The organism is Massilia sp. CFBP 13721 (assembly GCF_014842025.1).
Taxonomy (GTDB): domain Bacteria; phylum Pseudomonadota; class Gammaproteobacteria; order Burkholderiales; family Burkholderiaceae_D; genus Telluria.
On sequence record NZ_JACYUY010000044.1, the window covers coordinates 1 to 25,378 of the forward strand.

General features: G+C 66.9%; 24 protein-coding genes and 1 pseudogene. 11 read left to right on the forward strand and 14 right to left on the reverse strand.

What is annotated here, in order from left to right; translation table 11 throughout:
- A pseudogene (locus tag IFT60_RS25570) lies at positions 1 to 363 on the forward strand (IS4 family transposase); the annotation flags it as partial.
- A 49-nt stretch (positions 364 to 412) separates the two neighbouring features.
- On the opposite strand, the gene IFT60_RS25575 reads toward IFT60_RS25570, so the two are convergent.
- Together IFT60_RS25575 and IFT60_RS25580 are read right to left on the reverse strand one after the other, a co-directional pair.
- Positions 413 to 1,825, reverse strand: coding sequence for a DEAD/DEAH box helicase (locus IFT60_RS25575; protein WP_192056916.1), 1,413 nt, complete (start codon positions 1,823 to 1,825; stop codon positions 413 to 415).
- A 203-nt stretch (positions 1,826 to 2,028) separates the two neighbouring features.
- Positions 2,029 to 2,808, reverse strand: a complete 780-nt coding sequence (locus IFT60_RS25580; RefSeq protein WP_192056938.1) for an inositol monophosphatase family protein — start codon at positions 2,806 to 2,808, stop codon at positions 2,029 to 2,031.
- 174 nt (positions 2,809 to 2,982) lie between these two features.
- On the opposite strand from IFT60_RS25580, the gene IFT60_RS25585 reads away from it, so the two are divergent.
- Positions 2,983 to 3,732: an RNA methyltransferase gene (locus IFT60_RS25585; RefSeq protein ID WP_192056917.1), complete on the forward strand. Its 750-nt coding sequence runs from the start codon at positions 2,983 to 2,985 to the stop codon at positions 3,730 to 3,732.
- 42 nt (positions 3,733 to 3,774) lie between these two features.
- Here IFT60_RS25585 and IFT60_RS25590 read toward each other — a convergent pair whose 3' ends face one another.
- Positions 3,775 to 4,014, reverse strand: a complete 240-nt coding sequence (locus IFT60_RS25590) for a hypothetical protein (protein ID WP_192056918.1) — start codon at positions 4,012 to 4,014, stop codon at positions 3,775 to 3,777.
- Here IFT60_RS25590 and IFT60_RS25595 point away from each other — a divergent pair.
- Positions 4,013 to 4,321 carry a hypothetical protein gene (locus IFT60_RS25595; RefSeq protein ID WP_192056919.1) on the forward strand — a complete coding sequence of 103 codons (309 nt, stop codon included), beginning with the start codon at positions 4,013 to 4,015 and terminating at the stop codon, positions 4,319 to 4,321. The two genes, IFT60_RS25590 and IFT60_RS25595, sit on opposite strands and share 2 nt — an antisense overlap.
- 96 nt (positions 4,322 to 4,417) lie before the next feature.
- On the opposite strand, the gene IFT60_RS25600 is transcribed toward IFT60_RS25595, so the two are convergent.
- Genes IFT60_RS25600 through IFT60_RS25615 form a run of 4 tightly spaced genes read right to left on the reverse strand, consistent with a single transcriptional unit; the run spans position 4,418 to position 7,717 of the window.
- Positions 4,418 to 5,233: a thioesterase family protein gene (locus tag IFT60_RS25600; RefSeq protein ID WP_192056920.1), complete on the reverse strand. Its 816-nt coding sequence runs from the start codon at positions 5,231 to 5,233 to the stop codon at positions 4,418 to 4,420.
- A 30-nt stretch (positions 5,234 to 5,263) separates the two neighbouring features.
- On the reverse strand, positions 5,264 to 6,322 hold the full coding sequence (locus IFT60_RS25605) for a DUF3885 domain-containing protein (protein WP_192056921.1): 1,059 nt from the start codon (positions 6,320 to 6,322) through the stop codon (positions 5,264 to 5,266).
- Positions 6,323 to 6,338: 16 nt separating this feature from the next.
- Complete coding sequence (locus IFT60_RS25610) at positions 6,339 to 7,256, reverse strand: DUF2145 domain-containing protein (protein ID WP_192056922.1); 918 nt, start codon at positions 7,254 to 7,256, stop codon at positions 6,339 to 6,341.
- Positions 7,256 to 7,717 carry a hypothetical protein gene (locus IFT60_RS25615; protein WP_192056923.1) on the reverse strand — a complete coding sequence of 154 codons (462 nt, stop codon included), beginning with the start codon at positions 7,715 to 7,717 and terminating at the stop codon, positions 7,256 to 7,258. Before IFT60_RS25615 ends, IFT60_RS25610 begins: the two co-directional genes overlap by 1 nt.
- Positions 7,718 to 7,971: 254 nt before the next feature.
- Here IFT60_RS25615 and IFT60_RS25620 point away from each other — a divergent pair, with 254 nt between their 5' ends.
- From IFT60_RS25620 to IFT60_RS25635, 4 genes are all read left to right on the forward strand, one after another.
- Complete coding sequence (locus IFT60_RS25620; protein ID WP_192056924.1) at positions 7,972 to 9,345, forward strand: alpha/beta fold hydrolase; 1,374 nt, start codon at positions 7,972 to 7,974, stop codon at positions 9,343 to 9,345.
- Entirely contained in the window at positions 9,342 to 9,833 is a 492-nt protein-coding gene (locus tag IFT60_RS25625) for a phasin family protein (protein WP_192056925.1), read from the forward strand. The genes IFT60_RS25620 and IFT60_RS25625 overlap by 4 nt, the downstream gene beginning before the upstream one ends.
- A gap of 93 nt (positions 9,834 to 9,926) precedes the next feature.
- A complete protein-coding gene (locus tag IFT60_RS25630; RefSeq protein ID WP_192056926.1) occupies positions 9,927 to 10,616 on the forward strand; it encodes a TetR/AcrR family transcriptional regulator in 690 nt (229 codons plus the stop codon).
- 111 nt (positions 10,617 to 10,727) lie between these two features.
- The gene (locus IFT60_RS25635) at positions 10,728 to 11,279 is read left to right on the forward strand and encodes an LOG family protein (protein WP_192056927.1); all 552 of its coding nucleotides are present in this window, start codon (positions 10,728 to 10,730) and stop codon (positions 11,277 to 11,279) included.
- Between the two features lie 90 nt (positions 11,280 to 11,369).
- Here IFT60_RS25635 and IFT60_RS25640 read toward each other — a convergent pair whose 3' ends face one another.
- The 7 genes from IFT60_RS25640 to IFT60_RS25670 all read right to left on the reverse strand — a co-directional run bounded on the left by IFT60_RS25640 (position 11,370) and on the right by IFT60_RS25670 (position 18,876).
- On the reverse strand, positions 11,370 to 14,081 hold the full coding sequence (locus tag IFT60_RS25640; protein ID WP_192056928.1) for a bifunctional diguanylate cyclase/phosphodiesterase: 2,712 nt from the start codon (positions 14,079 to 14,081) through the stop codon (positions 11,370 to 11,372).
- Between the two features lie 10 nt (positions 14,082 to 14,091).
- Positions 14,092 to 14,523, reverse strand: a complete 432-nt coding sequence (locus IFT60_RS25645; RefSeq protein ID WP_192056929.1) for a phosphate ABC transporter substrate-binding protein — start codon at positions 14,521 to 14,523, stop codon at positions 14,092 to 14,094.
- A gap of 8 nt (positions 14,524 to 14,531) precedes the next feature.
- Positions 14,532 to 15,785, reverse strand: a complete 1,254-nt coding sequence (locus IFT60_RS25650; RefSeq protein WP_192056930.1) for a porin — start codon at positions 15,783 to 15,785, stop codon at positions 14,532 to 14,534.
- 231 nt (positions 15,786 to 16,016) lie between these two features.
- Positions 16,017 to 16,733 carry an arsenical resistance protein ArsH gene (gene arsH / locus IFT60_RS25655; RefSeq protein ID WP_192056931.1) on the reverse strand — a complete coding sequence of 239 codons (717 nt, stop codon included), beginning with the start codon at positions 16,731 to 16,733 and terminating at the stop codon, positions 16,017 to 16,019.
- Positions 16,734 to 16,747: 14 nt separating this feature from the next.
- Positions 16,748 to 18,034, reverse strand: a complete 1,287-nt coding sequence (gene arsB / locus IFT60_RS25660; RefSeq protein WP_192056932.1) for an arsenic transporter — start codon at positions 18,032 to 18,034, stop codon at positions 16,748 to 16,750.
- An 18-nt stretch (positions 18,035 to 18,052) separates the two neighbouring features.
- On the reverse strand, positions 18,053 to 18,532 hold the full coding sequence (locus IFT60_RS25665; RefSeq protein WP_192056933.1) for an arsenate reductase ArsC: 480 nt from the start codon (positions 18,530 to 18,532) through the stop codon (positions 18,053 to 18,055).
- A gap of 5 nt (positions 18,533 to 18,537) precedes the next feature.
- The gene (locus tag IFT60_RS25670) at positions 18,538 to 18,876 is read right to left on the reverse strand and encodes an ArsR/SmtB family transcription factor (RefSeq protein ID WP_192056934.1); all 339 of its coding nucleotides are present in this window, start codon (positions 18,874 to 18,876) and stop codon (positions 18,538 to 18,540) included.
- Positions 18,877 to 19,013: 137 nt separating this feature from the next.
- On the opposite strand from IFT60_RS25670, the gene IFT60_RS25675 reads away from it, so the two are divergent.
- From IFT60_RS25675 to IFT60_RS25690, 4 genes are all read left to right on the forward strand, one after another.
- On the forward strand, positions 19,014 to 19,391 hold the full coding sequence (locus IFT60_RS25675; protein WP_192056935.1) for a hypothetical protein: 378 nt from the start codon (positions 19,014 to 19,016) through the stop codon (positions 19,389 to 19,391).
- A gap of 91 nt (positions 19,392 to 19,482) precedes the next feature.
- Positions 19,483 to 20,772 carry a TolC family protein gene (locus tag IFT60_RS25680; protein WP_192056936.1) on the forward strand — a complete coding sequence of 430 codons (1,290 nt, stop codon included), beginning with the start codon at positions 19,483 to 19,485 and terminating at the stop codon, positions 20,770 to 20,772.
- Complete coding sequence (locus tag IFT60_RS25685; protein WP_192056937.1) at positions 20,769 to 21,974, forward strand: efflux RND transporter periplasmic adaptor subunit; 1,206 nt, start codon at positions 20,769 to 20,771, stop codon at positions 21,972 to 21,974. Before IFT60_RS25680 ends, IFT60_RS25685 begins: the two co-directional genes overlap by 4 nt.
- A 10-nt stretch (positions 21,975 to 21,984) precedes the next feature.
- Positions 21,985 to 25,113 (forward strand): efflux RND transporter permease subunit, encoded by a 3,129-nt coding sequence (locus tag IFT60_RS25690; RefSeq protein ID WP_192056939.1) that lies wholly within the window; start codon positions 21,985 to 21,987, stop codon positions 25,111 to 25,113.
- Positions 25,114 to 25,378 lie beyond the last annotated feature (265 nt).

Below are 25,378 nucleotides of genomic sequence, written 5' to 3' on the forward strand. Positions count from 1 at the left end.
CAGACGATGATGGGTATGGCGCTGACTCTGCGTAGCCGCACCGTCGACGGCGTCTATCAGGAAATCTGGGAAGCGCTGACCGCTTACAACCTGATCCGGCTGGAGATGGCCAAAGCCGCGCTGGAAGTAAAGTGCGAGCCGACCGAGATCAGTTTTGTCCGCGCCTTCCACGTCATCCAGTACGAACTGCACTGGGCTGCGGTAACCCGGTCATATGGCAAGCTGCCTGCCTTAATGCAGCGCCTTCGCCAGCGCCTTGTAATGCTACTAAATGAAGAACGGCCCGGTCGAAAAATCGACCGGGCCGTCAAGGCCTTGCCTCAGCGTTACACCGTTCGCGTCCTGAAGAAGGACCTTAACTGAACGGCATTACCGGCATGCCGGGCTGTTCTTATGCGAAACGCGAGACCGCTTAGCGGCCGCGGCCACCCGTACGTGGCGCCGCCGCGCTACGCGGACCACGGCCGCCATCGCCACCGCGATTGCCGCCACCAGCCGCAGCCGGACGACCACCGCCGCCGTTACCGGCAGGACGCGCACCACCCGCAGGCGCCGCTGCGCGCGGCTGGCCCTGGCCACGGCCTGCGCCGCCACCACCACCCGGACGGCCACCGCGGCCGCCGTGGCCAGGCGCGCCGCTGCGCAGCTGGATCGGCTGGGCCTTGGCATTCAGGTCCGGCTCGAAGCCCGGGATCACGTGACGCGGCAGCGTCTGCTTGATCAGCTTCTCGATGTCTTTCAGCATCTGGTGCTCGTCGACGCAGACCAGCGACACGGCTTCGCCGGTGGCGCCGGCGCGGCCGGTACGGCCGATGCGGTGGACATAGTCTTCCGGCACGTTCGGCAAGTCATAGTTGACCACGTGCGGCAGCTGGTCGATGTCGATGCCGCGCGCGGCGATGTCGGTTGCCACCAGCACTTGCAGGCTGCCGTCCTTGAATTCGGCCAGCGCCTTGGTGCGCGCGGTCTGGCTCTTGTTGCCGTGGATCGCCATCGCGCCGATGCCGTCCTTGCCCAGCTGTTCGACCAGCTTGTTGGCGCCGTGCTTGGTGCGGGTAAACACCAGCACCTGGCTCCAGTCGTTTTCCTTGATCAGGTGCGACAGCATCGGGTGCTTCTTGTCGCGGTCGACCGGGTGGATCTTCTGGGCGATCACTTCCACGGTCGAGTTGCGGCGCGCCACTTCGATCGAAGCCGGGTTGTTCAGCAGCTTGTCGGCCAGGGCCTTGATCTCGTCCGAGAAAGTGGCCGAGAACAGCAGGTTCTGGCGCTTCGGCGGCAGCAGGGCCAGCACTTTCTTGATGTCGTGGATGAAGCCCATGTCGAGCATGCGGTCGGCTTCGTCCAGGATCAGGATCTCGACTTTCGACAGGTCGACGGTGCGCTGGCCGGCGTGGTCGAGCAGGCGGCCCGGCGTGGCGACGAGGACGTCGACGCCGTGCTTGAGCAGCTTGATCTGCGGGTTGATGCCGACGCCGCCGAAGATCACGGCCGAGTTCAGGTTGGTGTACTTGCCGTACAGGCGCACGCTTTCCTCGACCTGGGCCGCCAGTTCGCGGGTCGGGGTCAGGACCAGGGCGCGGATCGCGCGCGGGGTGCTCTTGCTCGTCAGGGCGGCGCCGACCTTGTCGGTCGACAGGCGCTGCAGCAGCGGCAGGGTGAAGCCGGCGGTCTTGCCGGTGCCGGTCTGGGCGCCGGCCAGCAGGTCGCCGCCGCCGAGCACGGCAGGGATCGCCTGTGCCTGGATCGGGGTTGGCGTGGTGTAACCTTGTTCAGCGACTGCACGAACGATGGCGTCGGACAGGCCGAGGGTAGCAAATGACATAGACTCTTCTGGTGAGGTTGATTCCGCCGCGGCGCAAGCGGCGCCAGGATCGGAATGGACAATCGACACGGCACGCGCGCATCGGTTGATGCGCCCGTCGGGCAATTGATTATAGAGATTTTGTTGCGCGGTGGAAAAGCCGGGATGGGAGCCGCAGTGCGCAACGCGCTACGGCTACAAGCAAGCCTGCTATTTTACGCTAGTTACGCGAAAGGGACCATCAGCGGCACCATCTGTGCGAACACCTTCGGGCCGGCGGCCATGATGTCGCCCTTGTTCAGGTAAGCGGACTCGCCGTTGAACTCGCCGCAGATGCCGCCCGCTTCCGTCACCAGCAGCGAACCGGCAGCGATATCCCAGATTTTCAAGCCTTTTTCGAAGAAACCATCGACGCGGCCGGCAGCCACGTTGGCCAGTTCCAGCGCGGCCGAACCGCTGCTGCGCACGCCGTGGCAGCGCGAGGCGACGACTTCATACATGCGCAGGTACTCGGCCAGCGCGCGCGGATCGGTGCCGTGGCCGGCGGCGATCAGTGCCTTGCCGATGCGGTCGTGGTTTTTCACGCGGATGCGCTTGTCGTTCAGGTAGGAGCCGGCGCCCTTGCTGGCGGTGAACAGGTCGTTGCGGACCGGGTCATAGATGACGGCCTGGGTGATCACGCCCTTGTGCTGCAGCGCGATCGAGATGCAGAAGTTCGGGTAGCCGTGCATGAAGTTGGTGGTGCCGTCGAGCGGATCGATAATCCAGACATACTCGCTGTCGTCGTTCAGGTTGCGCGACGGGCCCGACTCTTCGCCGAGGATGGCGTGGTCAGGGTAGGCCTTCAGCAGCGTCTCGACGATTGCCTGCTCGGACGCCTGGTCGACGTCGGTGACGAAATCGTTGTGTTGTTTTTCAGAGACCGTAATACGGTCGAGGTCGAAAGACGCGCGGTTGATGACAGTGGCGGCGCGGCGAGCGGCCTTGATGGCCGTATTGAGCATTGGATGCATTGTGCTTTTCCCTGAAAAAAACGCTGACGCCCGCGGCGCATGGAGCGTCGCGAGCATACGAGTATAGGTTGAATTAAAGAGCGGGGCGGCGTTGAACGGAGTAAAATTCCGGCCCTTGATGCCAGAACTTCAATTGCTCGTCGCCGCGCGATAGCGCTATTTTAAATGAACCCGCCCAATTCCGACACGTCTCTTTTCACTCGTCTCCGTTTCGTACTCGTTGAAACCAGCCGCGCCGGCAACATCGGCTCGGTCGCCCGTGCCATGAAGACAATGGGTTTTACCGAGCTCGTGCTGGTCGCGCCGCGCTGCGCCGATCCTTTGACGGATCCCGAAGCCGTCGCCTTTGCCAGCGGCGCCCTCGACGTGCTGAGCAATGCGCGCATCGTCGGGAGCATCGGCGAGGCTTTGGAAGGCTGCAATTTCGCCGCCGCCGTCTCGGCGCGCCTGCGCGAATTCTCGCCGCCGGTGTGGACACCGCGCGCCTTTGCCGAGCATGCGGCGGGGCAGGGCGAGGTGAACGCCGCGCTCATCCTCGGCAACGAACGCGTCGGCCTGCCCAACGAGATCGTCGAGAAATGCAATGTGCTGATCAATATTCCGGCCAACCCCACCTACTCGTCGCTGAACCTGTCGCAAGCGGCGCAGGTGCTGGCCTACGAATGCCGGATGGCGGCCATCGGCGACGGCGTGTCGGAGACGCCGGTCGGCTTCCACGGCGCCGCCGCCAGCGTGACCCAGATCGAAGGCATGTATGCGCACCTGGAAGAAGCGCTGGTGTCGATCGGTTTCCTCAACGCCGACAATCCGAAAAAGCTGATGCCGCGCCTGAAGCGCCTGTTCGCGCGCACCCAGCTGGAGACGGAAGAAGTCAATATCCTGCGCGGGATTGCACGCCAGATTCTCAAGAAGTAAAAGCGGTAGTGAACCAGAAAGGAAGGCGATGCGAACGATTGTTTATCTAGGGGTGATCGTGCTGCTAGGCGCATGTTCGGACCGCGCCGCACCACCCGCCGCGCCCGCCAGTGCACCTGTCACGTCGCCGGCATCGACGACATCGACCGCATCGACCGCATCGACATCCTTGAGCGCCAGCGGAATCGGGCCGATCCGTTTCGGCATGACGCTGGCGCAAGCGGAAGCGGCGACCGCAAGCAAGGCCAGCTTGCCGCAAGCCTTCGACCCGGCTTGCAGCATGGTGCGTTTCCCCACCTTGCCCAAGCTGCGCTTCATGGTCGAGGAAGGCGTCGTTACCCGCGCCGACGCCGAGCCGGGCGTCGGCAACACGCTCGCTGTCGCGTTCGGCGATACGCTGGCGCAAGTGCGTGCGAAGCATCCCAACGCCGAGGTCAGCGTCCACAAATACGATCCCGCCGGCCATTACCTGACGTTCCCTGGCGCCGACGGCCGCAGCGCCATCATCCTGGAAGAGTCCGGCGGCAAGATCACGCGCATCCGCGCCGGCCTGCAGCCTTCGGTCGCCTATGTCGAAACGTGTTTGTAGCCGTTGCAGGGCGGAGGGTAGACTGGGCCACGAATGGCTCCGTCCACGCGTGACGCACGCATGCTTTCAACTACTGCCGTAACAAACCCTGCATCGCTACTCTTTGAAATACACCACTTGATGCGTCGTTGCCAGTAACTCGCCCGCCGTACTCCAGATCTCGGCCGTCTGGTCGAAAAACCCCTTTCTGAAATTCAGCGCCCGCGCTCGTCCCAGCAGGGGTGCGTGGCCTTGCGCCGCCAGTTGCGCGGCGTCCGCATGAAAATAGGTGGTCAGAGCGACCGTGCCGATCGGCACCCACTGTGGCCGGCGCACGAAGATGCGCGGGAAAAAGGCATCGCAGATGGCCGACAGCGAGAGTAAGTCGAGCGGTCGCGCCGGCTGGTCGCGAATCCACAGCAGCGATTCCGACGACGCGCTTTCCGATCCCGGCGCGCCGGGAATGCCGTCGACGAAGCGCATCTCGTAGCACGCGGTCCATGCGGCGCGCGGGATCGCCGGCGCCGGTGCGATGCTGTCTGCCGGCAGCGCCGCGGGAAAGACGGCGTCGAGGGCGTGCCAGGTGTCGCGCCGGACCGCGGTGACGGCCGTGGCGAACGCCGCGACGCCATCATCCTGGATCAGTTCCACGTACCAGTGCTGGGTCGAGCGGTTGGTGCGCACGGCCCTGGCCTGTACCGAAAAACCGCCATCGGCGATCGGCGCGGCGAAGTGCACGGTGAGCGACAAGGGGTCGCCCAGGCGCTGCGGATGCTGCACGATCGCATTCAGCAATGCCGCGCCGATGACGCCGCCGAAGGGACCGACCATGTTGGCGTAGGCGGGATGCGTGTGGCCGGTGTAGTGGCCGTCCGCCGCCGGTGCCAGCGCGATGGCTGCGTCGAAAATGTGCGTGGGGTCGCTTGTCGTCATGGTCGTCCTGGTTGGTGTGGCAAGCCGTTCTCAAGGAACATACACCAGTTGGATATCGAAGAGGTAAGTCGCGTCGCTTTCCGCGACGTCCAGCTTGAGCACCATGTCGCTTGGGCCCTCGTCGGCGGTCCACAGATCGATCAGGGCGTCCCAGTGCCGACCCGTCCAGATGCAGACCGACGTCTTCCAGGTCTCGGCAGGAAGCGCGACCAGCGTCTCCCCGTAGCTGCCGATGTAGTCCTGAATCTGCCTGGCGGTTTTCGTCGACACCCGTGCGACGCCCGGGATTCCTGCGGCAAGCAGATAATCGTGGCAAACGAACGCATCGACGATGCGCTGGATGACCGGGCGCCATGCCGAAGGAATCGGCCGCTCGGTGTCCGCATCTTTCACGACTTCGACATCGTTCAATTGCATCTTCGCTCCATCGATGAAATTTGCTCCGTTGGCGGCAGGCTGGGGCTGCTCTGGCGTCGTTTCGAACGTCTGCGCCATCGCAGCTATATCGTAAGCCAGCAGCCAATCCTTGTGCTTCCTGTACAGCGCCGCCAGGGTCGGCTTTCCCCTGCCGATCACGTCCATTCCGCGGTCGTCGTACGGATGCACGATGATGTCCTTGTCAGGGTGGATGAGGTAGATGCGGCATCCAGGATTCGGGCGCAGGCTGGGGAAATCGCAGGTGAGTGCGCACCACAGCAGGGCCTGCAGCTTGGCGACGGGGAGTTCGAACGCGCACTGCACCCAGTATCCGACGTCGAAGGAAAACTTCTCGTCTTCGCTCACTGCGTCGAGCCAGATGCTTCTGCTACGCGGCGGATCGATGCCAGCGGCGCGTAATTCCCGCAGCGTGCTGCGCAGCTGGAACCGATTCTGCGGCGCGTAGCGCTGCAGATGGACAAGGATCGAAGCGCTGCCGTCGAAAATGTTCTTGCAGACCGCAGTGGCCCGCTGCAGGGCCGTCAGTACCAGTTCCAGTGCGTCGCCGCCACTCGACAGTTCGAAGCGCAGTCCGCCGGGGTGACGGTAGAAAAGGGCATCGCGGTAGCTGCCATGCTCTGTCAGCTTGTCGATAGTCTTCCTGCGTTCCATGTGTTTTCCGTTTCAATCAAGGTGCCGACGCGAACGCAATCACCTCGTCACCTGGCAGCGCCCGGCACTGCGCCCCGATCGGCTGCCAGCCGCGGCGCACGACGATGCGCTCACGGTCGTGGCATAGTTCGACCCGGCGCGCCGCCGGCGCCCTGGCGTGCACGAAGGCTTCGATCGACTCCGGCACGCTGACCTGCAGCGCGAGTTGGTGAATATCCTCGACCGGATGGTCGTTCACGTGCAGCAGCGGCACGAACTGGCCGGCGAACATCATCGCGTGCGAGGGGATCCGCACCGGGCCGGCCGTGTAGCCCTGGGTGCGCAGCCAGGCCTGGGCCTGGGCGCGCGGCGCGGCGGCGCTGCCGAGATGGCCCCAGGCGCCGGCCAGCAGTTCGGCCACCCAGCCGTTGCAGTTCTGGTAGCGCGTGCCGAAGGCATAGGCGTTGGCGCTGTATTCGCCGGCCAGCAGCGACAGCGCCAGCGGCTTGTCGAGCGCGGCCCGTTCCAGCAGCGCGCCGTCCGGCTCGGGCAGGAAGACCAGCGACATGTGGCCGCTCGCGGGCGTGTCGGCGCCGAGCGCGAAGCCGGCCACGCCCTGGTCGAACAGGCGCGGGCGCGACTCGTCGCAGGCGTAGTAGAGCTGGCGTACGGCCCAGGGAGCGGCGGGATTGTCCTTGAGGGCGACGGCGGCGTGCGAATACAACAGGCCGAAGCGGCTCAGGTCGGTGCCGGCACGCGCCACCAGCGCCACGCGGGCGCCGGACTGTTCGAGTTCGCGTTTGACGACGCCGGCAAAGCGCAGCACGCGGTCCTGCTCGGCGGCGCTGATCTCGCTGGCGCGTTCGCAAAAGGTCGGCAGGCCGGCCCAGGCGCCGCTGCTGGCGCACAGCGCCAGTGCCAGTGGAACTGCGCCGAGCCGGAATCGAACACGCATCAGATCGCGACTTTTTGCGAACCCAGTTCGCGGTACCAGTTGTCTTCCAGTGCGAGGAAGAAGGCTTGCTTGCTGTCGGCATGGGCGAATTCGTAGCCGTATTCGCGCGCGTTGACCTGCACCAGTGCGCCCTTGTCGACACTCCGCTGCGCCAGCGCGCGGTTCGGCACGTCGAGGGTGAACTCACGCTCGCCGCTGGCTGCATGCAGGGTCATGCGTGTGGTATCCGGCTTGCCTGGTGCGGCGGCGACGTCGATCACGCGGTATTCGCCGGCAGCCACGCGACGCTCGTCGCCGCCGCTGTTGCTGGACGAGCCGATCGAATCGGAGACGCTGCCCGAGGAAGCCGAGCCGGCGCTCGAGGCCGACGAGGCGGCCGTGCTGGCGGCCTGGACAGGCAGGGCGCAGGCGGCGGCGAAGACGGCCAGCAGGGCGGCGCGGGAGAAGTTGGTGGTGGTCATGTGAGGCTTTCGTAGTCGAGCTGAATACGCCTATGGTACAAGCCCGCCGCCCTCAAGAGAAGGCTGGTCCGAAGGGGTGACCAAGTATACGTGGCGCTATGCAAACAAAATTTGCATGTGGAGTACATCTTGCAAAGCTTATTTGCCTGCAGCATGAGATAGCCGTCATCCTGACGATGTCCTCCAGGCTGATGCCATGTCGATACCCCTGCCTGGCGTACACTATGTTGGATGAAAACAAAGAGTCCAATGGCATGAGTCACAGCAAACGCATGAGCGCGCGCCGCATGCTGCAATGGCTGCTGGTGGTGCAAGCCGTGGGCGCCGCAGCGATTGCCTTCGCCGCCTGGCGCCTGTTCGGCGCCGCGCCCTGGATGGCATTGGCCCTGGGCCTGGCCTGTGTAGTGCTGGTGCGTCTGGTGATTAACATGAACAATTTTGTCCTCAGCGCCTGCTTCGCCAGTCCGACCCCGCGCGAATTCCACCTGGGCTGGCGCGCGCGCCTGCGCCTGCTGGCCGAGGAATACCGCAGCAGCATGCTGGCCACCTCCTGGTTCATGCCGCACGCGAGGGCCTGCCGCCGCATCGAAGCCGATTCGGGCTACGTGCCCGTGCTGCTGATACACGGCTACGGCTGCAACAGCGGCTATTGGCGTCACCTGATGCCGCGCCTGGAACGTAACCACATCAGCTACGCCGCCATCGACCTGGAACCGGTCGGCGGCGCGATCGACGGCTATGTGCCGCTGGTCGAGCGCGCCGTCGCGGAGCTGTGCGCGGCGACCGGCGCAGCGCAGGTCGCCATCGTCGCCCACAGCATGGGCGGGCTGGTGGCGCGCGCCTGGATGCGCGAATACGGCAGCGCGCGCGTGGCGCGCCTGGTCACGCTGGGCACGCCGCACCACGGCACTGGGCTCGCCAACTTCGGCCTGGGCGCGAATGCGGCGCAGATGCGGCGCGTGCGCGGCGTGGCCTGCGACTGGCTGTGCCAACTGGCTGCGTCGGAAGACCCGGCGCGGCGCGCCCTGGTCACCTCCATCTTCAGCCACCACGACAACATCGTCTCGCCGCAGACCTCGAGCGTATTGGAGGGCGCGCGCAACCTCGCGCTGGGCGGCGTCGGCCACGTGGCGCTCGGCTGCAATGGCCGCGTGCTCGACCTGGTGATGGAGGAGCTGGGCGCGCTCACGCTGCACAACGACGCGCAGGCACCGGCGCTGCTGCTGGTCGACGACGATCCCTTCATGCTGGCGATGCTGCAGGAAGCGCTGCAGGGGCAGGGCTGGCGCCTGCTGGCGGCCGGCTCCGGCGCTGCGGCGCTGGCCGTGCTGGCGCGCGAACCGGTGGCCGCGATCGTCAGCGACCACCTGATGCCCGACCTCAGCGGCGCCGCATTGCTGGCGCAGGCGCGGCGCCTGCAACCCGCGAGTGCTCGCATCCTGTTGTCGGGCGCGCGCGACGATCCGGCGATCGCGGCGGCGCTGGAGACGGGCGACGCCGACGCCTTCCAGGCCAAGCCATGGCGGCTCGGCGCCTTGCTGGCGCTGCTGGAAGATGCACGCGCCGTTTACAATGCGGGTACTAAGGTGCAGGCCTACAATGGGCTGCACAGGATGAGGAAGCGATGACGAAAAATATCAAGGAACTCGAGCAGGAAGAAGAAGCGCTGTCGCGCGCCGTGCGCAGCTCGGCCCAGCAGATCTGGCAGGCGGGCCTGGGCGCCTTTGCCAAGGCCCAGCAGGCCGGCGGACGTGAATTCACGCGCCTGGTGCGCGACGGCAGCGAGCTGCAAAAGCGCGCGCGCCAGGTCGAGGATGCGACCGACACCGTGGCGCGCAAGGCCGAGCGCTCCAGTCGCCGTGCCTCGGGCACCTGGGGCAAGCTGGAGCAGGTGTTCGAGGAACGCGTGGCGCGCGCCCTGGCCACCATCGGCGTGCCGGCGCGCAGCGAAATGGAAGCGCTGCACCACCGCATCGACGAACTCGAGCGGATGGTGGCCGAGCTGGCCGGCGAACACCTGCGCAAGAGGGCGGACAAACAGGCCGCGCCCGCGAAAGCGCCCGCCAAGCGTCCATCCACCAAGAAGGCCGCGCAGCGAAGCGACGCCGCCGACTGACGGCGCAAGTACCGAACCGTGGGGCCGGCCGCAATGCCGCCGGCATACGGTTCGATGATATGCTTGCGCGTGACACCATACAGACCGCCATCCATGCTACAGAAAGCTCCACGCCGCACCCGTGAACGCATCCTCGAGCTCTCGCTCAGGCTGTTCAACGAGTTCGGCGAGCCGAACATCACGACGACCGTCATTGCCGAGGAGATGAATATCTCGCCCGGCAATCTGTACTACCATTTCCGCAACAAGGACGACATCGTCAATTCGATCTTCGTGCAGTTCGAAACCGAGATCGAGCGCATCCTCACGGTGCCGGCGGGGCGGCGCTCGAACATGGAGGACGTCTGGCTCTACCTGCACCTGATGTTCGAGCTGATCTGGCGCTACCGCTTCTTCTACCGCGACCTCAACGACCTGCTCTCGCGCAACCGCAAGCTCGAGCTGCACTTCAAGGCCATCCTCGCCCACAAGATCAAGGTCGCGCGCCAGCTGTGCGAAGACCTGCGCAGCGAACAGTCGCTGGAAGCCTCCGACCAGCAGATCGGTGCCATGGCCACCAACATGGTCGTCGTCGCCACCTATTGGCTATCCTACGAATACGTGCGCAATCCGCGCAAGTACAGCGAACAACAGGCCATCGCCGACGCCCTGGCGCGCGGCTGCTACCAGGTGCTGTCGATGCTCGGGCCGTATTTGCGCGGCGATACCAGCCTCCTGTTCGAGAAGCTGAGCGAAGAGTATCTGAAGAAGCTGCCCGACGAAGGCCGCGACCCGAGCGCCTGATAAAACCACCCATGGCGGCGTTGCAGCGTCTCGCCGTACTAGCGTACTGTCTTCGACGCCGCGCCTTGCCCTGGGCGGTTTTATCAGGCGCTCTACTATTTTGGAATTTTTATGAAATCCATTGCCGTCTACTGCGGCGCCTCGAATGGCGCCAAGCCCCTGTATGCCGACGCCGCCCGCGTGCTGGCGCGCGTACTGGTCGAACACAACATCGCCCTCGTGTATGGCGGTGGCAAGGTCGGCCTGATGGGCGTGATCGCGGACGAGGTGCTGCGCCTCGGCGGCGAAGCCACCGGCGTCATCCCGCGCGCCCTGGTCGAACGCGAAGTCGGCCACGCTGGCCTGACGCGGCTGTTCGTCGTCAAGGACATGCACGAGCGCAAAGCCATGATGGCCGAACTGTCGCAAGGCTTCATCGCCATGCCGGGCGGCTTCGGCACGCTGGAAGAACTGTTCGAGATGGTGACCTGGGCGCAGCTGGGGATTCATGCCAAGCCGATCGGCTTGCTGAACGTGGATGGGTTTTATGACGGGCTGGTGAGTTTTGCGCGGCACCAGGTGGAGGAGGGGTTCGTGCGCGAAGGGCATGCGGCGTTGATGCACGTGGATGCGGATGCCGAGGCCTTAGTACGGCGTTTGCGCGAAGCCGCCGGCATCAAATAACACCGATTCATTCGAGCAGACCGGCAGGGTGGGCGGGTTCCCCGCCCACCCTGCCGGTCTGTGAACGCGGTTCGGTGAATGTCCCCGCCGTTAAACCGCCCCCATCTCCAACGCATGCACCTCCAGCATGTCGACAATATCGTCCGCCGACACCGGCTTGCTGAACAAATACCCCTGCATCTCGTCGCATTCGTTGGCGCGCAAGAACGCGCGCTGCTGCTCGGTCTCGACGCCTTCGGCGATCACGCGCAAATTCAACTTGTGGCCGAGCGAGATCACCGCCATGGCAATCGCCTGGTCGTCGGGGTTGTCGGCCAGTTCGCTGACAAAACTCTTGTCGATCTTCAGGCGGCTGATCGGGAAGGTTTTCAAGGACGACAGGCTCGAGTAGCCGGTGCCGAAGTCGTCGATCGACAGCGACACGCCCATCGCTTCGAGCTCGCGCATCCTGGCCACCGAGCGGGTGAGGTCGCGCATGATCAGGCTTTCCGTCACTTCCAGTTCCAGCAGTTCCGGCGCCAGGCGGCTGTCGCGCAGGGCGCAAGCGACGCGCTCGACCAGGCGCGCCTCCTCGAACTGGCGCGCCGACACGTTCACCGACATCGTCACCGGCGGCAGGCCGGCATCGACCCAGGCGCGCGCCTGGCGGCAGGCTTCGCGGATGACCCAGTCGCCGATCTCGACGATCAGGCCGCTCTCTTCGGCCAGGCCGATGAAGCGCTGCGGCGGCACCATGCCGTGTTCCGGATGCTGCCAGCGGATCAGCGCCTCGACGCCGAACACGCGGCCGCTGCGCAAGTCCACCTTCGGCTGGTACAGCAGGCGGAAACCGTTGTCGGCCGCGCCTTCGAAGGTGGCCTGGACGGCCTGGCGCAGGCCGTCGAGCAGCACCAGCTTTTCTTCGATGCTGGCATTCATCTCGCGCGCGTAGAACTGGAAGTTGTTGCTGCCCAGGTCCTTGGCGCGGTACATCGCGGCGTCGGCGTTCATCAGGAGGGCGCTGGCATCCATGCCATCGCGCGGATACATCACCACGCCCATGCTGCAGCTGACCTGCACCGCCTGGCCACTGACTTGCACCGGCTCGGTGACGGCGACGCGGATCTTTTCCAGCAGCGGCGCCAGCGCGTCCGGATCGTGGCCCTGGTCGGGCAGCAGGATCACGAATTCGTCGCCGCCAAAGCGCGCCAGCGTGTCGCTGCGGCGCAGGCAGGCGCCCATGCGCTTGCCGATCACCTTGAGCAGTTCGTCGCCGGCCTTGTGGCCAAGGCCGTCGTTGACCAGCTTGAAGCCGTCGAGGTCGACAAAGGCCAGCGCCACCGCATTGCCGTTGCGCGCAGCGTTACTGACTGCGTGCTCGATCCGGTCGTGCATCAGGTTGCGGTTCGGCAGGCCGGTCAGCTCGTCGTGATGCGCCATGTGGAAGATGCGCGCCTCGACCTGCTTGCGCTCGGTGATGTCGCGCACGATCACCACCACGCCATTCTCGACCGCCACGATCTGGCGGTGCAGCCAGCGCCCGGCGGCCTGGCGCGTCGAGGCCTGCCATTCGCCTTCGCGCGGCTGGCCGTCCTCGGTCGCCGCGGCCAGGTCGTCGAAGATACCGTTGTCGCGGTAGTGCGGCAGCATGTCGCACAGGAGCATGCCCTGCATCTCGGCGCGGGGCAGGCCGGTGATGCCCTCGGCGCGGGTGTTGGTCGCCTCCACCACGAAGTCGACGATGCGCGCGCCGGAGCCGGGGCTGCCGGGTTGGCGTAGCGCGCGCAGCACGAAAAAGGCATCCAGGCTGCCCTCGGACGCGGCGGCATAGGTTTCCTGGGCGCGGCGCGCGCGGCGCCGCACCCGGGCCAGCTGCCAGGCCCAGCCCGCGATCACGGCCACCACCAGCAGCAGCAGGGCGCTGGCGCTGGCCGCGGCCAGCAGATAGGTGCGGCGCTTTTCCTCGAAGGCGGCGAATTGTTCATGCCGCGCCAGCCCGACCACGATCGCGAGCGGAAAGCCGTGCAGGCGCTGCACGCTGGTGTAGCGCGCGATGCCGTCGGGGCCGGTATGCAGCGCGATGCCGCCCTCGGAGGTGCCGAGTTCGATGCGCTGGCCCCAACTGACATGCTCGCCGACGCGCAGTGCGCGCATCACGCCATCGATGCCGGCCAGGCCCAGCATGCCGTGCTCGCCGTCGCGCGAGCGTTCGTAGGCGCTGGTGAAATACGAGGGGTCGGCGGCGACGATGGCGATGCCGGCGAAGCGGCCGGCGCGGTCGTTGATGCGGCGCGTGAAGTGCAGGTGCGGCTCGGCGCGCGCGCCGTCGCCCATGGTCGCGCTCACGAAAGGCAGGCCCAGGTCGTTGTTGCGATGGTAGAGGAAGTAGCCGGTGCCGGAGACGTCATGCACGCCCTGGTCCGGGTTGCTGGCATTAACGTGGCCGTTGCGGTCGGCGACCGAGACCACGAACACCAGGCCGGGCGGCAGCAGGTCTTGTTGGCGCAGGGCCGGAATGGCGCCTTCCGCGCCGTTCAGTTCGACCGCGTACTTGAGCACCTTCAGGGTCTGGTCGATGCCGTTCAGGCTGCGCGCCATCTGCGCTTCATAGGTCTCGACGCGTTCCCGCGTGGCCGCGTGGGCGGCGTTCAAGGTCGCGGCGCGGTCGGCGTCGATCACGCGCAGCGTCAGGATCCACAGACCAATGACGAGCAGGACCGCGAACAGCGGCAGCGAGATGTGCGTGTCGAGGCCGCGCCCGAGCCAGCCGGCCAGCCTGGGACGGCGCGCCGCGATGCGCGGGGAGACGGAAGTGGAAATCATGGTCGTCCTTTCAATGCACCAGCAAGACCTGGCGCACGCTCGGGTCGAGCGCCTCGCGTTCGATATAGCCGATCAGGGCCGGGTCGTCGGCCACCGCCTTGCGCACCGCTGCGCTGTCGGCCAGTTCGCGCGGCGGCTGGCCGCGGCCGGTGAACACCATCTTCGACCAGTGCGCCCTCAAGAGCGCCGGCGTCTTGCCGGTCACGCGCAGGTAGAACTGGTTGCGCTCGAACGTGCCGAGCGGCTGGTCGAGCGCGGTCGCGACCGTGCCGTTCGGGAAACGCGGCGCCTGGCCCAGGAAGATGGCGGCCACCTGTTCCGGCCGCAGCGCCTCGACCGTGCTGCGCGCCGAGACCACCACCACCAGGTCACCGGCCTGCGCCAGGCCGGCGCAGCATGCGAGGAGAAGGGCGGCCAGCAGCCTTGCAGGTCGATGTGTCATGGCGGCCCTCAAAAGACGAAGTCGAGGGCGGCGCTGGTCACGTGCGCCGTGCGCCCGGGTTCGTAGTCCGGTGTCGAATTGATGAACAGGCCGCGCGAACCGCGACGTGTGGTAACGCGTTCGTGCTGGAACTTCAGCGCGAGGTTCGGGGCACAATCCCAGCGCAGGCCGGCGCTGAGCGTGGATTGCGAGGGCACGCTGCGTACCAGCAGCATGTCGAGCCCGGCGTTCAGCGCCGCACCGGCGGCTGCGTAGGGCGGCGCCAGGCCGTCGAGGGATACTGCTTTCGGGCCGTGCGGTCGGATGCCCCGTACCCGCGCATAGCCGGCATAGGGAGTCAGGTCGCCATGGCGCCAGCCGCTGCTGAGGTAAGCCGAGCGCGTGCCGCCGAGGTATCCGTCGACCTGGGTGTAGCCGGCTTCGCCCAGCACGAACCACTGTCCCGGATCGTAGTTCATGCCGAGACTGACCATCGAGGCGCGCTTGTCGGCAACGTCCAGGCGTCGTGCGATGTCGCGCCCCTGCGCGCTGAAACCACGCAGCGCATCGGACAATTCGGGATACATGCTGAGCGACACGCGCGCCGTCATCACGGATGCGCGCGCGCTCAGGGCGCCCCGCTCGACCGTGTGCGACAGGCCGGCGATGCCGCGCCCGTGCAAGCGCGCGCCGCCGTAGAGCGCCACGTCGGTATGGCCGTACAGGACTTGCGTGGTGCTGCGCACCGATTCGCCGTTCCAGTGCCAGCTGAGGTCGGCGCCGTCGCTGCTGCTCAGCGGCAGGACGCCGTACACCTCGATCGGCGTACGCACCCACGGGTAGGCATAGCCGACCTTGCGGTAGTCGGCGGCGATGAACACCGGCAGCGCGATGCGCCCGAGGCGCAGCGCCAGTTCGGGCGTCACCTGGTATTTGATGTTGGCCCATTCCACGCGCGGCTGGTAGCTGTTGTCGTGGCGCTGCTGGCTCACGACCTGCAGCACCGCCGACCAGCGCGGATCGAGGGTGAAGTCAACCTGGCCGCCCAGCTTGCTGTCGACGTGGCGACTCCAGCGCGCCGTGTGCCCGGCGCCATTGCCCTGCAGGATGGTGGCGACGAAGTCGGCCTGGCGCTCGTCGGAACGCGCCACGCCCACCGTGCCGAAGCCGGAGAAGGTCCAGCCCGGCGTGCCCGTGTCGGCGCAGGCGGCGCCGGCGAGGACGAACAGGACGGCGCCCGCGCTGGCGGAGGCGGGGAGGACGGCAAGGGAAGGGAACAACATGGATCGCTTTCGTTCGGGGTCCGGCGTGCACGGGCGAGCGGCACTGCCGGCGGTTTGGTACGCCGGCGCCAAAACCGGCCGCATGCACGGAGCACGCTACGGAGTGGACTGTAGCGGAGCGGCCTTGGTGAAGTCGATATATTTACGTATGGAAACGATTCGGTTGCGTTCAATCGTTGTTAGATGGCAACGGAACTTGCATAAGCAATATTCCGGTCTCGTCGAGCCGCCTTAAATTTTCTGCAACTGCCGGTCGATCGCCTCCCGCGCACGCTCGCTGCGCTCGCTGTAGCGGTCGGTCAGGTAATCGGTGCGGCCGCGCGTGAGCAAGGTAAACTTGACCAGTTCCTCCATCACGTCGACCACCCGGTCGTAGTAGCTCGACGGCTTCATGCGTCCTGCGTCGTCGAATTCCTTGTAGGCCATCGGCACCGAGGACTGGTTCGGGATCGTGAACATGCGCATCCAGCGCCCCAGCAGGCGCAGCGTGTTCACCACGTTGAACGATTGCGAGCCGCCGCAGACCTGCATCACCGCCAGCGTGCGGCCCTGGCTCGGACGGATCGCGCCCATTTCCAGCGGAATCCAGTCGATCTGGTTCTTCATCACCGCAGTCACCGCGCCATGGCGCTCGGGGCTGCACCAGACCTGGCCCTCGGACCACAGGCACAGGTCGCGCAGTTCGACCACCTTCGGGTGCGTCTCCGGCACGCTGCCGGCCATCGGCAGATCCAGCGGATCGAAGATTCTGACATCGGCGCCGAAGTGCTCGAGGATGCGCGCCGCCTCGAAGGTGAGGAAGCGGCTGAACGAGCGCTCGCGCAATGAGCCATACAGCAGCAGGATGCGCGGCGGGTGGTCCATGGCGCCGGCGGGGGCGAGCTTGTCGACGGTCGGGATGTCGAGCAGTTCGGCCTGGAGGTTGGGCAGGTTCGGGATGGTGGTCATGGTGTTTTCTCGGCTCAGTTAATGCTCAGCCTCAGCGCCAGCGCGCACAAGGTCAGGAACAGGATGGGCAGCGTCAGCACGATCCCGACGCGAAAATAATATGTCCAGGAGATGCGGATGCCTTTCGCCGCCAGCACGTGCAGCCAGAGCAGGGTGGCGAGGCTGCCGATCGGCGTGATCTTCGGACCCAGGTCGGCGCCGATGACGTTGGCGTACACCATCGCTTCGCGCACCGCGCCCGTGCTGGCAGTGGCGTCGATCGCCAGCGCACCCACCAGCACGGTCGGCATGTTGTTCATGATGGAAGAGAGGATAGCGGTGACGAAACCGGTGCCAAGCGCCGCGCCCCAGACGCCGTAGCCGGCGAACCGGTCCAGCAGCGCCGTCAGCAGGCCGGTCAGGCCGGCATTGCGCAGCCCGTACACGACCAGGTACATCCCGAGCGAAAACACTACCACCTGCCACGGTGCGCCGCGCAGCACTTCGCGCGTTGCGATGCGATGCCCGCGCACCGCCACCGCCAGCAGCACGGCGGCGCCCCCGGCGGCAACGACACAGATCGGCACGCCGATCTCATCGAGCCAGAAGAAACCGATCAATAGCAGCGCCAGCACCCACCAGCCGGCGACAAAGGTGGCGCGGTCGACGATGGCCTCCTGCGGGCGCCGCAGCTGGGCGAGATCGTAGCGCGCGGGGATGTCCTTGCGGAAGAACCAGGCCAGCGCCGCCAGCGTGGCAGCGACCGACACCAGGTTGACCGGCACCATCACCGCCGCGTAGCGCGCGAAGCCGATACCGAAATAATCGGCCGAGACGATGTTCACCAGGTTCGATACCACCAGCGGCAGGCTGGCGGTGTCGGCGATGAAGCCGGCCGCCATCACGAAGGCGAGGGTGGCCTTGGGCGGGAAACGCAGCGCCGCCAGCATGGCGATCACGATGGGCGTCAGGATCAGCGCGGCGCCATCGTTGGCGAACAGCGCCGCCACCGCCGCCCCAAGCAGAACCAGCAGCACGAACAGGCGCCGGCCGTTGCCATTGCCCCAGCGCGCCACGTGCAGCGCGGCCCATTCGAAGAAACCCGCCCGGTCCAGCAGCAGGCTGATGACGATCACGGCGACAAAGGCGCCGGTTGCGTTCCAGACGATGCCCCACACAACCGGGATATCGGCCGGCGCGATCACACCCGTCGCCAGGGCCAGCGCCGCCCCGGCGGACGCGCTCCAGCCAATGCCGAGGCCGCGCGGCTGCCAGATGACCAAGGCAAGGGTGGCAATGAAGATCAGGAGGGCAAGCAGCACGGCGGTCCTTGTTGCAGCTTACGGGAATAGCGTGCCGATGCGGTCGAGCTCTCCCTTGAGCCTGGCCTTGTCCACGTTCAGCTGGTCGAACGGCAGTGCCAGAAAGGCTTGCGTGCGTGCCAGGATGATCTGGTAGGTGCGCTCGAATGCCGCCTCGATGTCCTCGTTCGTGCCAACGACGTGGCTCGGGTCGTCCAGGCCCCAGTGCGCGCGCAGCACCGGTCCCAGGTACGCAGGGCAGGTCTCGCCGGCGGCGCTGCCGCAGACGGTGACGACGATGTCCGGCACGACCGGCAAGTCGTTCCGCGACTTGCTGGAGTAGCCCTCGGTCGAGATACCTTTGCGCGCCAGCAGCGCGAGGGCGCGCGGATGCAGCCAGCCGGTGGGCTGGCTGCCGGCGCTGAGCGCGCGCATGCCGGCCGGTGCCAAATAGTTGAAGGTGGCTTCGGAGAGGATCGAGCGGCAGGAGTTGCCGGTGCAGAGGAAGAGGATGTTCATGGAGGTCAGTCGGGTTGCTTGCAATCGGGTGCGCAGACGTCGGTCGCCACGCCGCACGGAACGCCGCCGCAGCAGTTCTCTGTGAGGAAACCAACCAGGCCATTCATCGCGGCGACGTTGGCCGAATAAATCACGAAGCGGCCATCCTGTTTCGCCCCCAGCAGGCCCGCGTGCGACAGCTCCTTCAGGTGGAACGAGAGCGAGGAGGGCGCGATGTCGAGCAGCGCGGCGATGCGGCTCGCGGCCAATCCGGCCGGGCCGGCCTGGACCAGCAGGCGGAACACGGCCAGCCGGCTTTCCTGGGCCAGGGCGGCGAGTGCGGCGAGGGCGGCTTTTGTTTCCATGTGCGCTCTGGTTGAATGATGCTGCCATCATACTGAGGTCGCTACGACATTTCAACGAATATCGAATTGACGCTGCTGCCTCGGATGCCAGACAAGCAAATCCGCTGTCCCGATGGCCTGGGGTGACAAGAGCAAGTATGATGGCGCTTCGTTCCGATGATTTTCTGCCCATGCGCCGCTGGTTTCTCATCCTGCTATTGCTGATCTACCCGTTCCAGGTATCCCTGGCAATGGCGGACCAGTGCTGCGTGGCGACACCCGGCGGCATCACGCATCATGCGGCGGCGCAGGAGAACGGTGCACCGGTCGCGGTGCCGGTATTCGTGGCCGACGATGCCGCCTCGTCGCTGGCCGATCCCCACTGTCCGGCATGCGTGTTCGGACAAGTCTCCGCCGTGCCCACGCACAGCGCCGCTGTCCCTGCAACCCGCCACCGCGTGTCGGCGGTGTCGTCCCGCATCCCCTTCCTGACTTCCGTGCCCGCGCGCCGCCTCGAGCGGCCTCCCATGGCCTGACGCCGCCAGGGGTGCGCGCGGGATCTTCGCATGTGGGCGTCTTGGTCCGCATGCTCCTGCGCGCCTGATCGACGTTTTTTCAGGAGCATGCATGACCATCCAACCCAAGCGGCTGCCGATGCTGGCCGCGCTATTTCTGTACGCGTGGTGCTGCGGCCTTGCTGCGCAACCACTGCGCGGCACAGCCATCTCAGCACCTCTCGACGCCGCACCGATTGATTTACCGACGGCGATCCGGCTCGCCCTCGCCCAGCCCGGCGTGCGTGCCGCGGCCCATGAAGTCGCGGCCAGCGACGCCGTCCTCGAGCAGGCCGGCAGCTATCCGAATCCCACGCTGGAATACCTGCGCGAAGGCCAGCGCGCCGGCACGCGCACCACCACCATCGTACTGAACCAGCCGATCGAACTCGGCGGCAAACGGCGGGCGAGGGTGGCGCTGGCAGAGGGCAGTGCCGGCCTCGCCCGCAGCGAACTTGCGGCGCGGCGCCAGGAAGTCCGCGCCCACGTCATCGCCGCCTTTTACGGGCTGCAGGTCGCCGGGGAGCGGCACGGTGTGGCGCAGTCGCTCCTCGACCTGGCGCGGCGCAGCGTGGATGTCGCCGCCAGGCGCGTCGCGGCCGGCAAGATCTCGCCCATCGACGAAACCAGGGCGCGCCTGGCCGCCGCCGATGCGGCCAGCGCGGTGAATGGCGCCAAGGGCGAGCTGGCGCTCGCCAGGGCGCGGCTCGGGGGCCTGATCGGCCAGCCGGGCGAGGCCATCGTGCTGGCGCCGTCGTCCATCGAGCAGCTTCCCGACGCCAGGCCGCGCGCGACCCTGCTTGCGGACGACACGGCGGCGGTCCGGCGCGCACGCGGCCAGCTCGCGGCCCAGCTGGCGCAAGCGGAGGTCGAACGCGCGGCGCGGATTCCCGACGTGACGGTTTCGGTCGGCAGCCAGCGCGACGATGAAGTTGGCCGGCGCCAGGCCGTGGTCGGTTTGTCGGTGCCGCTGCCACTGTTCAACCGCAACGCCGGCAACCTCAGTGCGGCCCTGATTCGTGCCGACAAGGCGCGCGACGAACTGGCGGCGGCCCAGGCAATGGCCGCCGCCGACCTGGCCGGCGCCGGCGCCCGCTACGAAACCGCGCGCGCCGAGGCCAGCCTGCTGCGCCAGGACGTGCTTCCGCAAGCAGCCTCCGCCTACGACCGCACGCTCACCGGTTTCGAGTTCGGAAAATTTTCCATGCTCGACGTGCTCGATGCGCAGCGCACCCTGTTCCAGGCGCGTACGCGCTACCTGGACGCGCTGCTGGGCGCCTGGCGCGCCTGGGCCGACATCGAACGCCTGGCCGGCGCCACCACCGAACAAACCGGAACAACCGGACAGGAACAAACACCATGACCAGGAAACAGACTTATCTGATCGCGCTGATGTGCGCGCTCGCCGCCGCGCTGGCCGCGCTGATGTTGTGGCGCGCCCCCGAATCATCCACGGCAGGAGGCCACGCAGCCCATGAAGACGCGCATGGCCACGACGACCGTCACGCGGACGAAAGGGAAGAGCACGACACGGAAGAAGCGGGCATCGCGATGACCGAGGCGCAAATAAAAGCCAACGGCATCGCGATCGACAGCGCCGCGCCCGCCATGATCCGCGAGCGCCTGCACCTGCCGGCGCAGGTGACGGTGAACGCCGAGCGCACGCTGGCGCTGGCGGCGCCGGCCGCGGGCATCGTGCAGTCGGTGCCGGTCTCGAGTGGCACACCGGTGAAAAAGGGCCAGCCGCTGGTCGTCATCCGCAGTCCGGAGGTGGCGCAGTGGCGCGCCGATGATGCCGGCGCGCGCCAGCGCCTGGAACTCGCCCGCATCACTTACGCGCGCGAGAAAACCTTGTGGGAGCAGCGCATCTCGGCGCGCCAGGACCTGGACGCGGCGCAGGCCGCGCTGAAGGAAGCCGAATTCGGCGCCGCGGCCGCGCGCCAGCGCCTTGCCGCCTTCGGCATCGCGCCGGGCGGGGCGGTCTCGAACAGCGTCACCGTGCGCGCGCCGCTGGACGGCGTCGTGCTCGAAAAACCGGTGGTGGCCGGCCAGGCGGTCGATGCGACGACGCCGCTGCTGACGATCGCCGACCTGTCGCAGGTCTGGGTCGAAGCGGCGCTACCGGCGGCGAGCCTGGCGCAGGTGGCCGGCGGCATGCCGGCCCGGGTCAGCGTCAACGCCCAGCCGAAGGAACTCGAAGGCACGGTCTCGTTTGTCGGCCCGGTGCTGGGCGAGGCCACGCGCATGGCCACGGCCAGGATCGCGCTGGCCAATCCGGGATTGCGCCTGCGTCCAGGCATGCTGGCCACGGTCGACCTGCTGGGGCAGCAGGGCAGCGTCGCGGTGGCGGTGGCCAGCGACGCGATCCAGACCGTGCACGAGCGCAGCGTGGTGTTCGTGCGCACCGCCGGCGGCTTCCGTGCCCAGCCGGTCACCGTCGGGCGCTCGGACGGCAAGCGCAGCGAGATCGTCGCGGGCCTGGCGGCCGGAACGAAGTATGCGGCCGGCGGCAGTTACCTGCTCAAGGCCGATCTCGGCAAATCCGAGGCCGAACACCATGACTAGGCCGTTGACCATGTTCCAGAAGATGATCGAACTTGCCATCGCACGGCGCTGGCTGATCGTCTTCGTCGTCGCCTGCCTCGGCGCGCTCGGCGTCCATAGCTACGCGCGCGTGCCGATCGACGCGGTGCCCGACATCACCAACGTCCAGGTGCAGATCAACACGGCCGCGCACGGTTATTCGCCGCTCGAAGTCGAGCAGCGCATCACCTTCCCGATCGAAACCGTGATGAGCGGCCTGCCGCGCCTCGAAAGCACGCGCTCCTTGTCGAAGTACGGCCTGTCGCAGGTGACGGTCGTGTTCAAGGACGGCACCGACATCTATTTCGCGCGCCAGCTGGTGAGCGAACGGCTGCAGGAAGCGCGCTCCAGGCTGCCGGCCGGGGTCGAACCGGCGATGGGACCAACCGCGACCGGCCTCGGCGAAATCTTCTACTGGACGGTGGAGACGAAGGAGGGCGCGCGCAAAGCCGACGGCAGTCCCTACACCCCGGCCGACCTGCGCGAAATCCAGGACTGGATCGTGGCGCCGCAACTGCGCAGCGTGAAAGGCGTCACCGAAGTCAACACCATCGGCGGCTACCTGAAGGAATACCAGGTGGCGCCCGACCTGGCAAAATTGTCGGCGCACGGCCTGTCGCTGGCGACGCTGGTGAATGCCATCGACCGCAACAACGCCAATGCCGGCGCCGGCTATATCGAGCGCGGCGGCGAGCAGTTCGTGGTGCGCACGCCGGGCCAGGTGAAATCGCTGGAAGAGATCCGCAACATCGTGCTCGACGTGGTGCAGGGCGCGCCGGTGCGCGTGCGCGACGTCGCCGACGTCGAACTCGGGCGCGAGCTGCGCACCGGCGCGGCCACCGAGAACGGGCGCGAGGTGGTGCTGGGCGCGGTCTTCATGCTGATCGGCGAGAACAGCCGCGCCGTGGCGCAGGCGGCGCGCCTGAAGCTCGAAGACGTCAACCGCTCGCTGCCGCCCGGCGTGCAGGCTTTGCCGGTCTACGACCGCTCGGTGCTGGTCAACAAGGCGATCGACACCGTGCGCCGGAACCTGGTCGAAGGCGCGTTATTGGTGATCGCGATCCTGTTCCTCTTCCTCGGCAACCTGCGCGCGGCCCTGATCACGGCGCTGGTGATTCCGCTGTCGATGCTGATGGTGTTTACCGGCATGGTGCAGGCCGGGGTCAGCGCCAACCTGATGAGCCTGGGCGCGCTCGACTTCGGCATCATCGTCGACGGCGCCGTCGTCATCGTCGAAAACTGCATCCGCCGTCTCGGCCTGGCGCGCACGGCGGCGGGCCGATCCCTCACACGCGAAGAACGCTTCGCCGAAGTGGCGGCCGCCGCGGCCGAGGCGCGCCGGCCGCTCCTGTTCGGGCAGCTGATCATCATGACGGTCTACCTGCCGATCTTCGCCCTGTCCGGCATCGAAGGCCGGATGTTCCATCCGATGGCGATCACAGTGGTGATGGCGCTGCTGGCGGCGATGATCCTGTCGATCACCTTCGTGCCGGCCGCGGTGGCGCTGTTCGTGAAGGAAGGCGCCGAGCACGAGAACCGGCTGATGGCGAAAGCGCGCGCGCTGTACCGGCCGCTGCTCGACTGGGTGCTGGCCAACCGGCCGGTAGCGTTCACCTTTGCGGCGCTCTCCATTCTGTTGTCCGGCTTGCTGGCAACGCGCCTGGGCACCGAGTTCGCCCCGAACCTCGACGAAGGCGACCTCGCCGTGCTGACCATGCGCATTCCGGGCACCAGCCTGGCGCAATCGGTCGCGATGCAGCAGCACCTGGAAAGCACGCTGCTGAAGCAGTTCCCCGAGATCGAGCGCATGTTCGCGCGCGTCGGCACTTCCGAGGTGGCGACCGACCCGATGCCGCCGAACGCGGCCGACAGCTACATCATGCTGCGTCCCGAAAAGGAGTGGCCGGCGCCGCGCAAGTCGCACGCCGAACTGGTGGCGGCGATCACCGCCGCGGCCGCGCAAATCCCGGGCAACAACTACGAATTCTCGCAGCCGATCCAGCTGCGCTTTAACGAACTGATCTCGGGCGTGCGCAGCGACGTCGCCGTCAAGGTGTTCGGCGACGACACCGCGGCCATGGGGGCGGCCGCACAGCGCATCGCGCGCGTGCTGGGCGGGATTCCCGGCGCGGCCGAGGTCAAGGTCGAACAGACCGAGGGACTGCCGGCGCTGACGCTGTCGGTCGACCGCATCAAAGCGGCGCGCTATGGCCTGAACGTGGCCGACGTGCAGGAAGCCTTCGGCACCCTGGTCGGCGGGCGCGACGTCGGCATGGTCTTCGAGGGCGACCGCCGCTTCGCCATCACGGTGCGGCTGCCCGAAGGCGTGCGCAACGACGTCGACAGCCTGCGCCAGTTGCCGTTGGCGCTGCCCGCCAAAGACAAGGATGGCCACGCGGCCAGCATCCCGCTGTCGGAGGTGGCGACGCTCGGCTTCGTGCCGGAGGCGAACCAGATCAGCCGCGAGAACGGCAAGCGCCGTATCGTGGTGACGGCCAACGTGCGCGGGCGCGACCTCGGTTCCTTCGTGGCCGAGTTCAAGCCGGCATTAGCCAAGGTGGCGCTGCCGCCCGGCACCTGGGTCGGTCTCGGCGGGCAGTTCGAGAACCTGGAAGCGGCCAGCGCGCGCCTGGCGATCGTGGTCCCGGCCGCGCTGGCGCTGGTGTTCGCGCTGCTGTACCTGATGTTCAACAGTGTCAAGGATGGCTTGCTGGTCTTCAGCGGCATTCCGTTCGCGATGACCGGCGGCGTGCTGGCGCTGTGGCTGCGCGGCCTGCCGCTGTCGATCTCGGCGGCGGTCGGCTTCATCGCCCTGTCCGGCGTGGCGGTGCTCAACGGGCTGGTGATGGTGTCGTTCGTGCGCACGCTGCGCGAGGCGGGCCATTCAGCCGAGGCGGCGATGCGCGAGGGCGCCGACGTGCGCCTGCGCGCCGTGCTGATGACGGCGCTGGTGGCTTCGCTCGGCTTCCTGCCGATGGCGCTGGCGACCAGCACCGGCGCCGAGGTGCAGCGCCCGCTGGCCACGGTGGTGATCGGCGGGATCCTGTCGTCGACGGTGCTGACGCTGTTGATCCTGCCGGCGCTGTACGTGTGGGCGCATGGCGGAAACCGCCGCAGCTGACGGCGGGGGCACCGTAGGGTGGGCATGCCCACCGGTTGCAACGCTTGAACCTCGACTGCATCGCCTGGCTCCAGGCCACGTTGTTGACAAGCGTTGCGGCGTGAAGAGCTCGAAGGCGGGCATGCCCGCCCTACGTAATGCCGAGGCGCTGTGGTTAATGCCGAGGCAGTAGCGCACCGTAGGGTGGGCTCTTGAGCCAGTCATTTAAAGGTCTTAGCTAACAAACCCTGCCTTGAGTACCCGAGCCGTCGATACATGGCGGCGC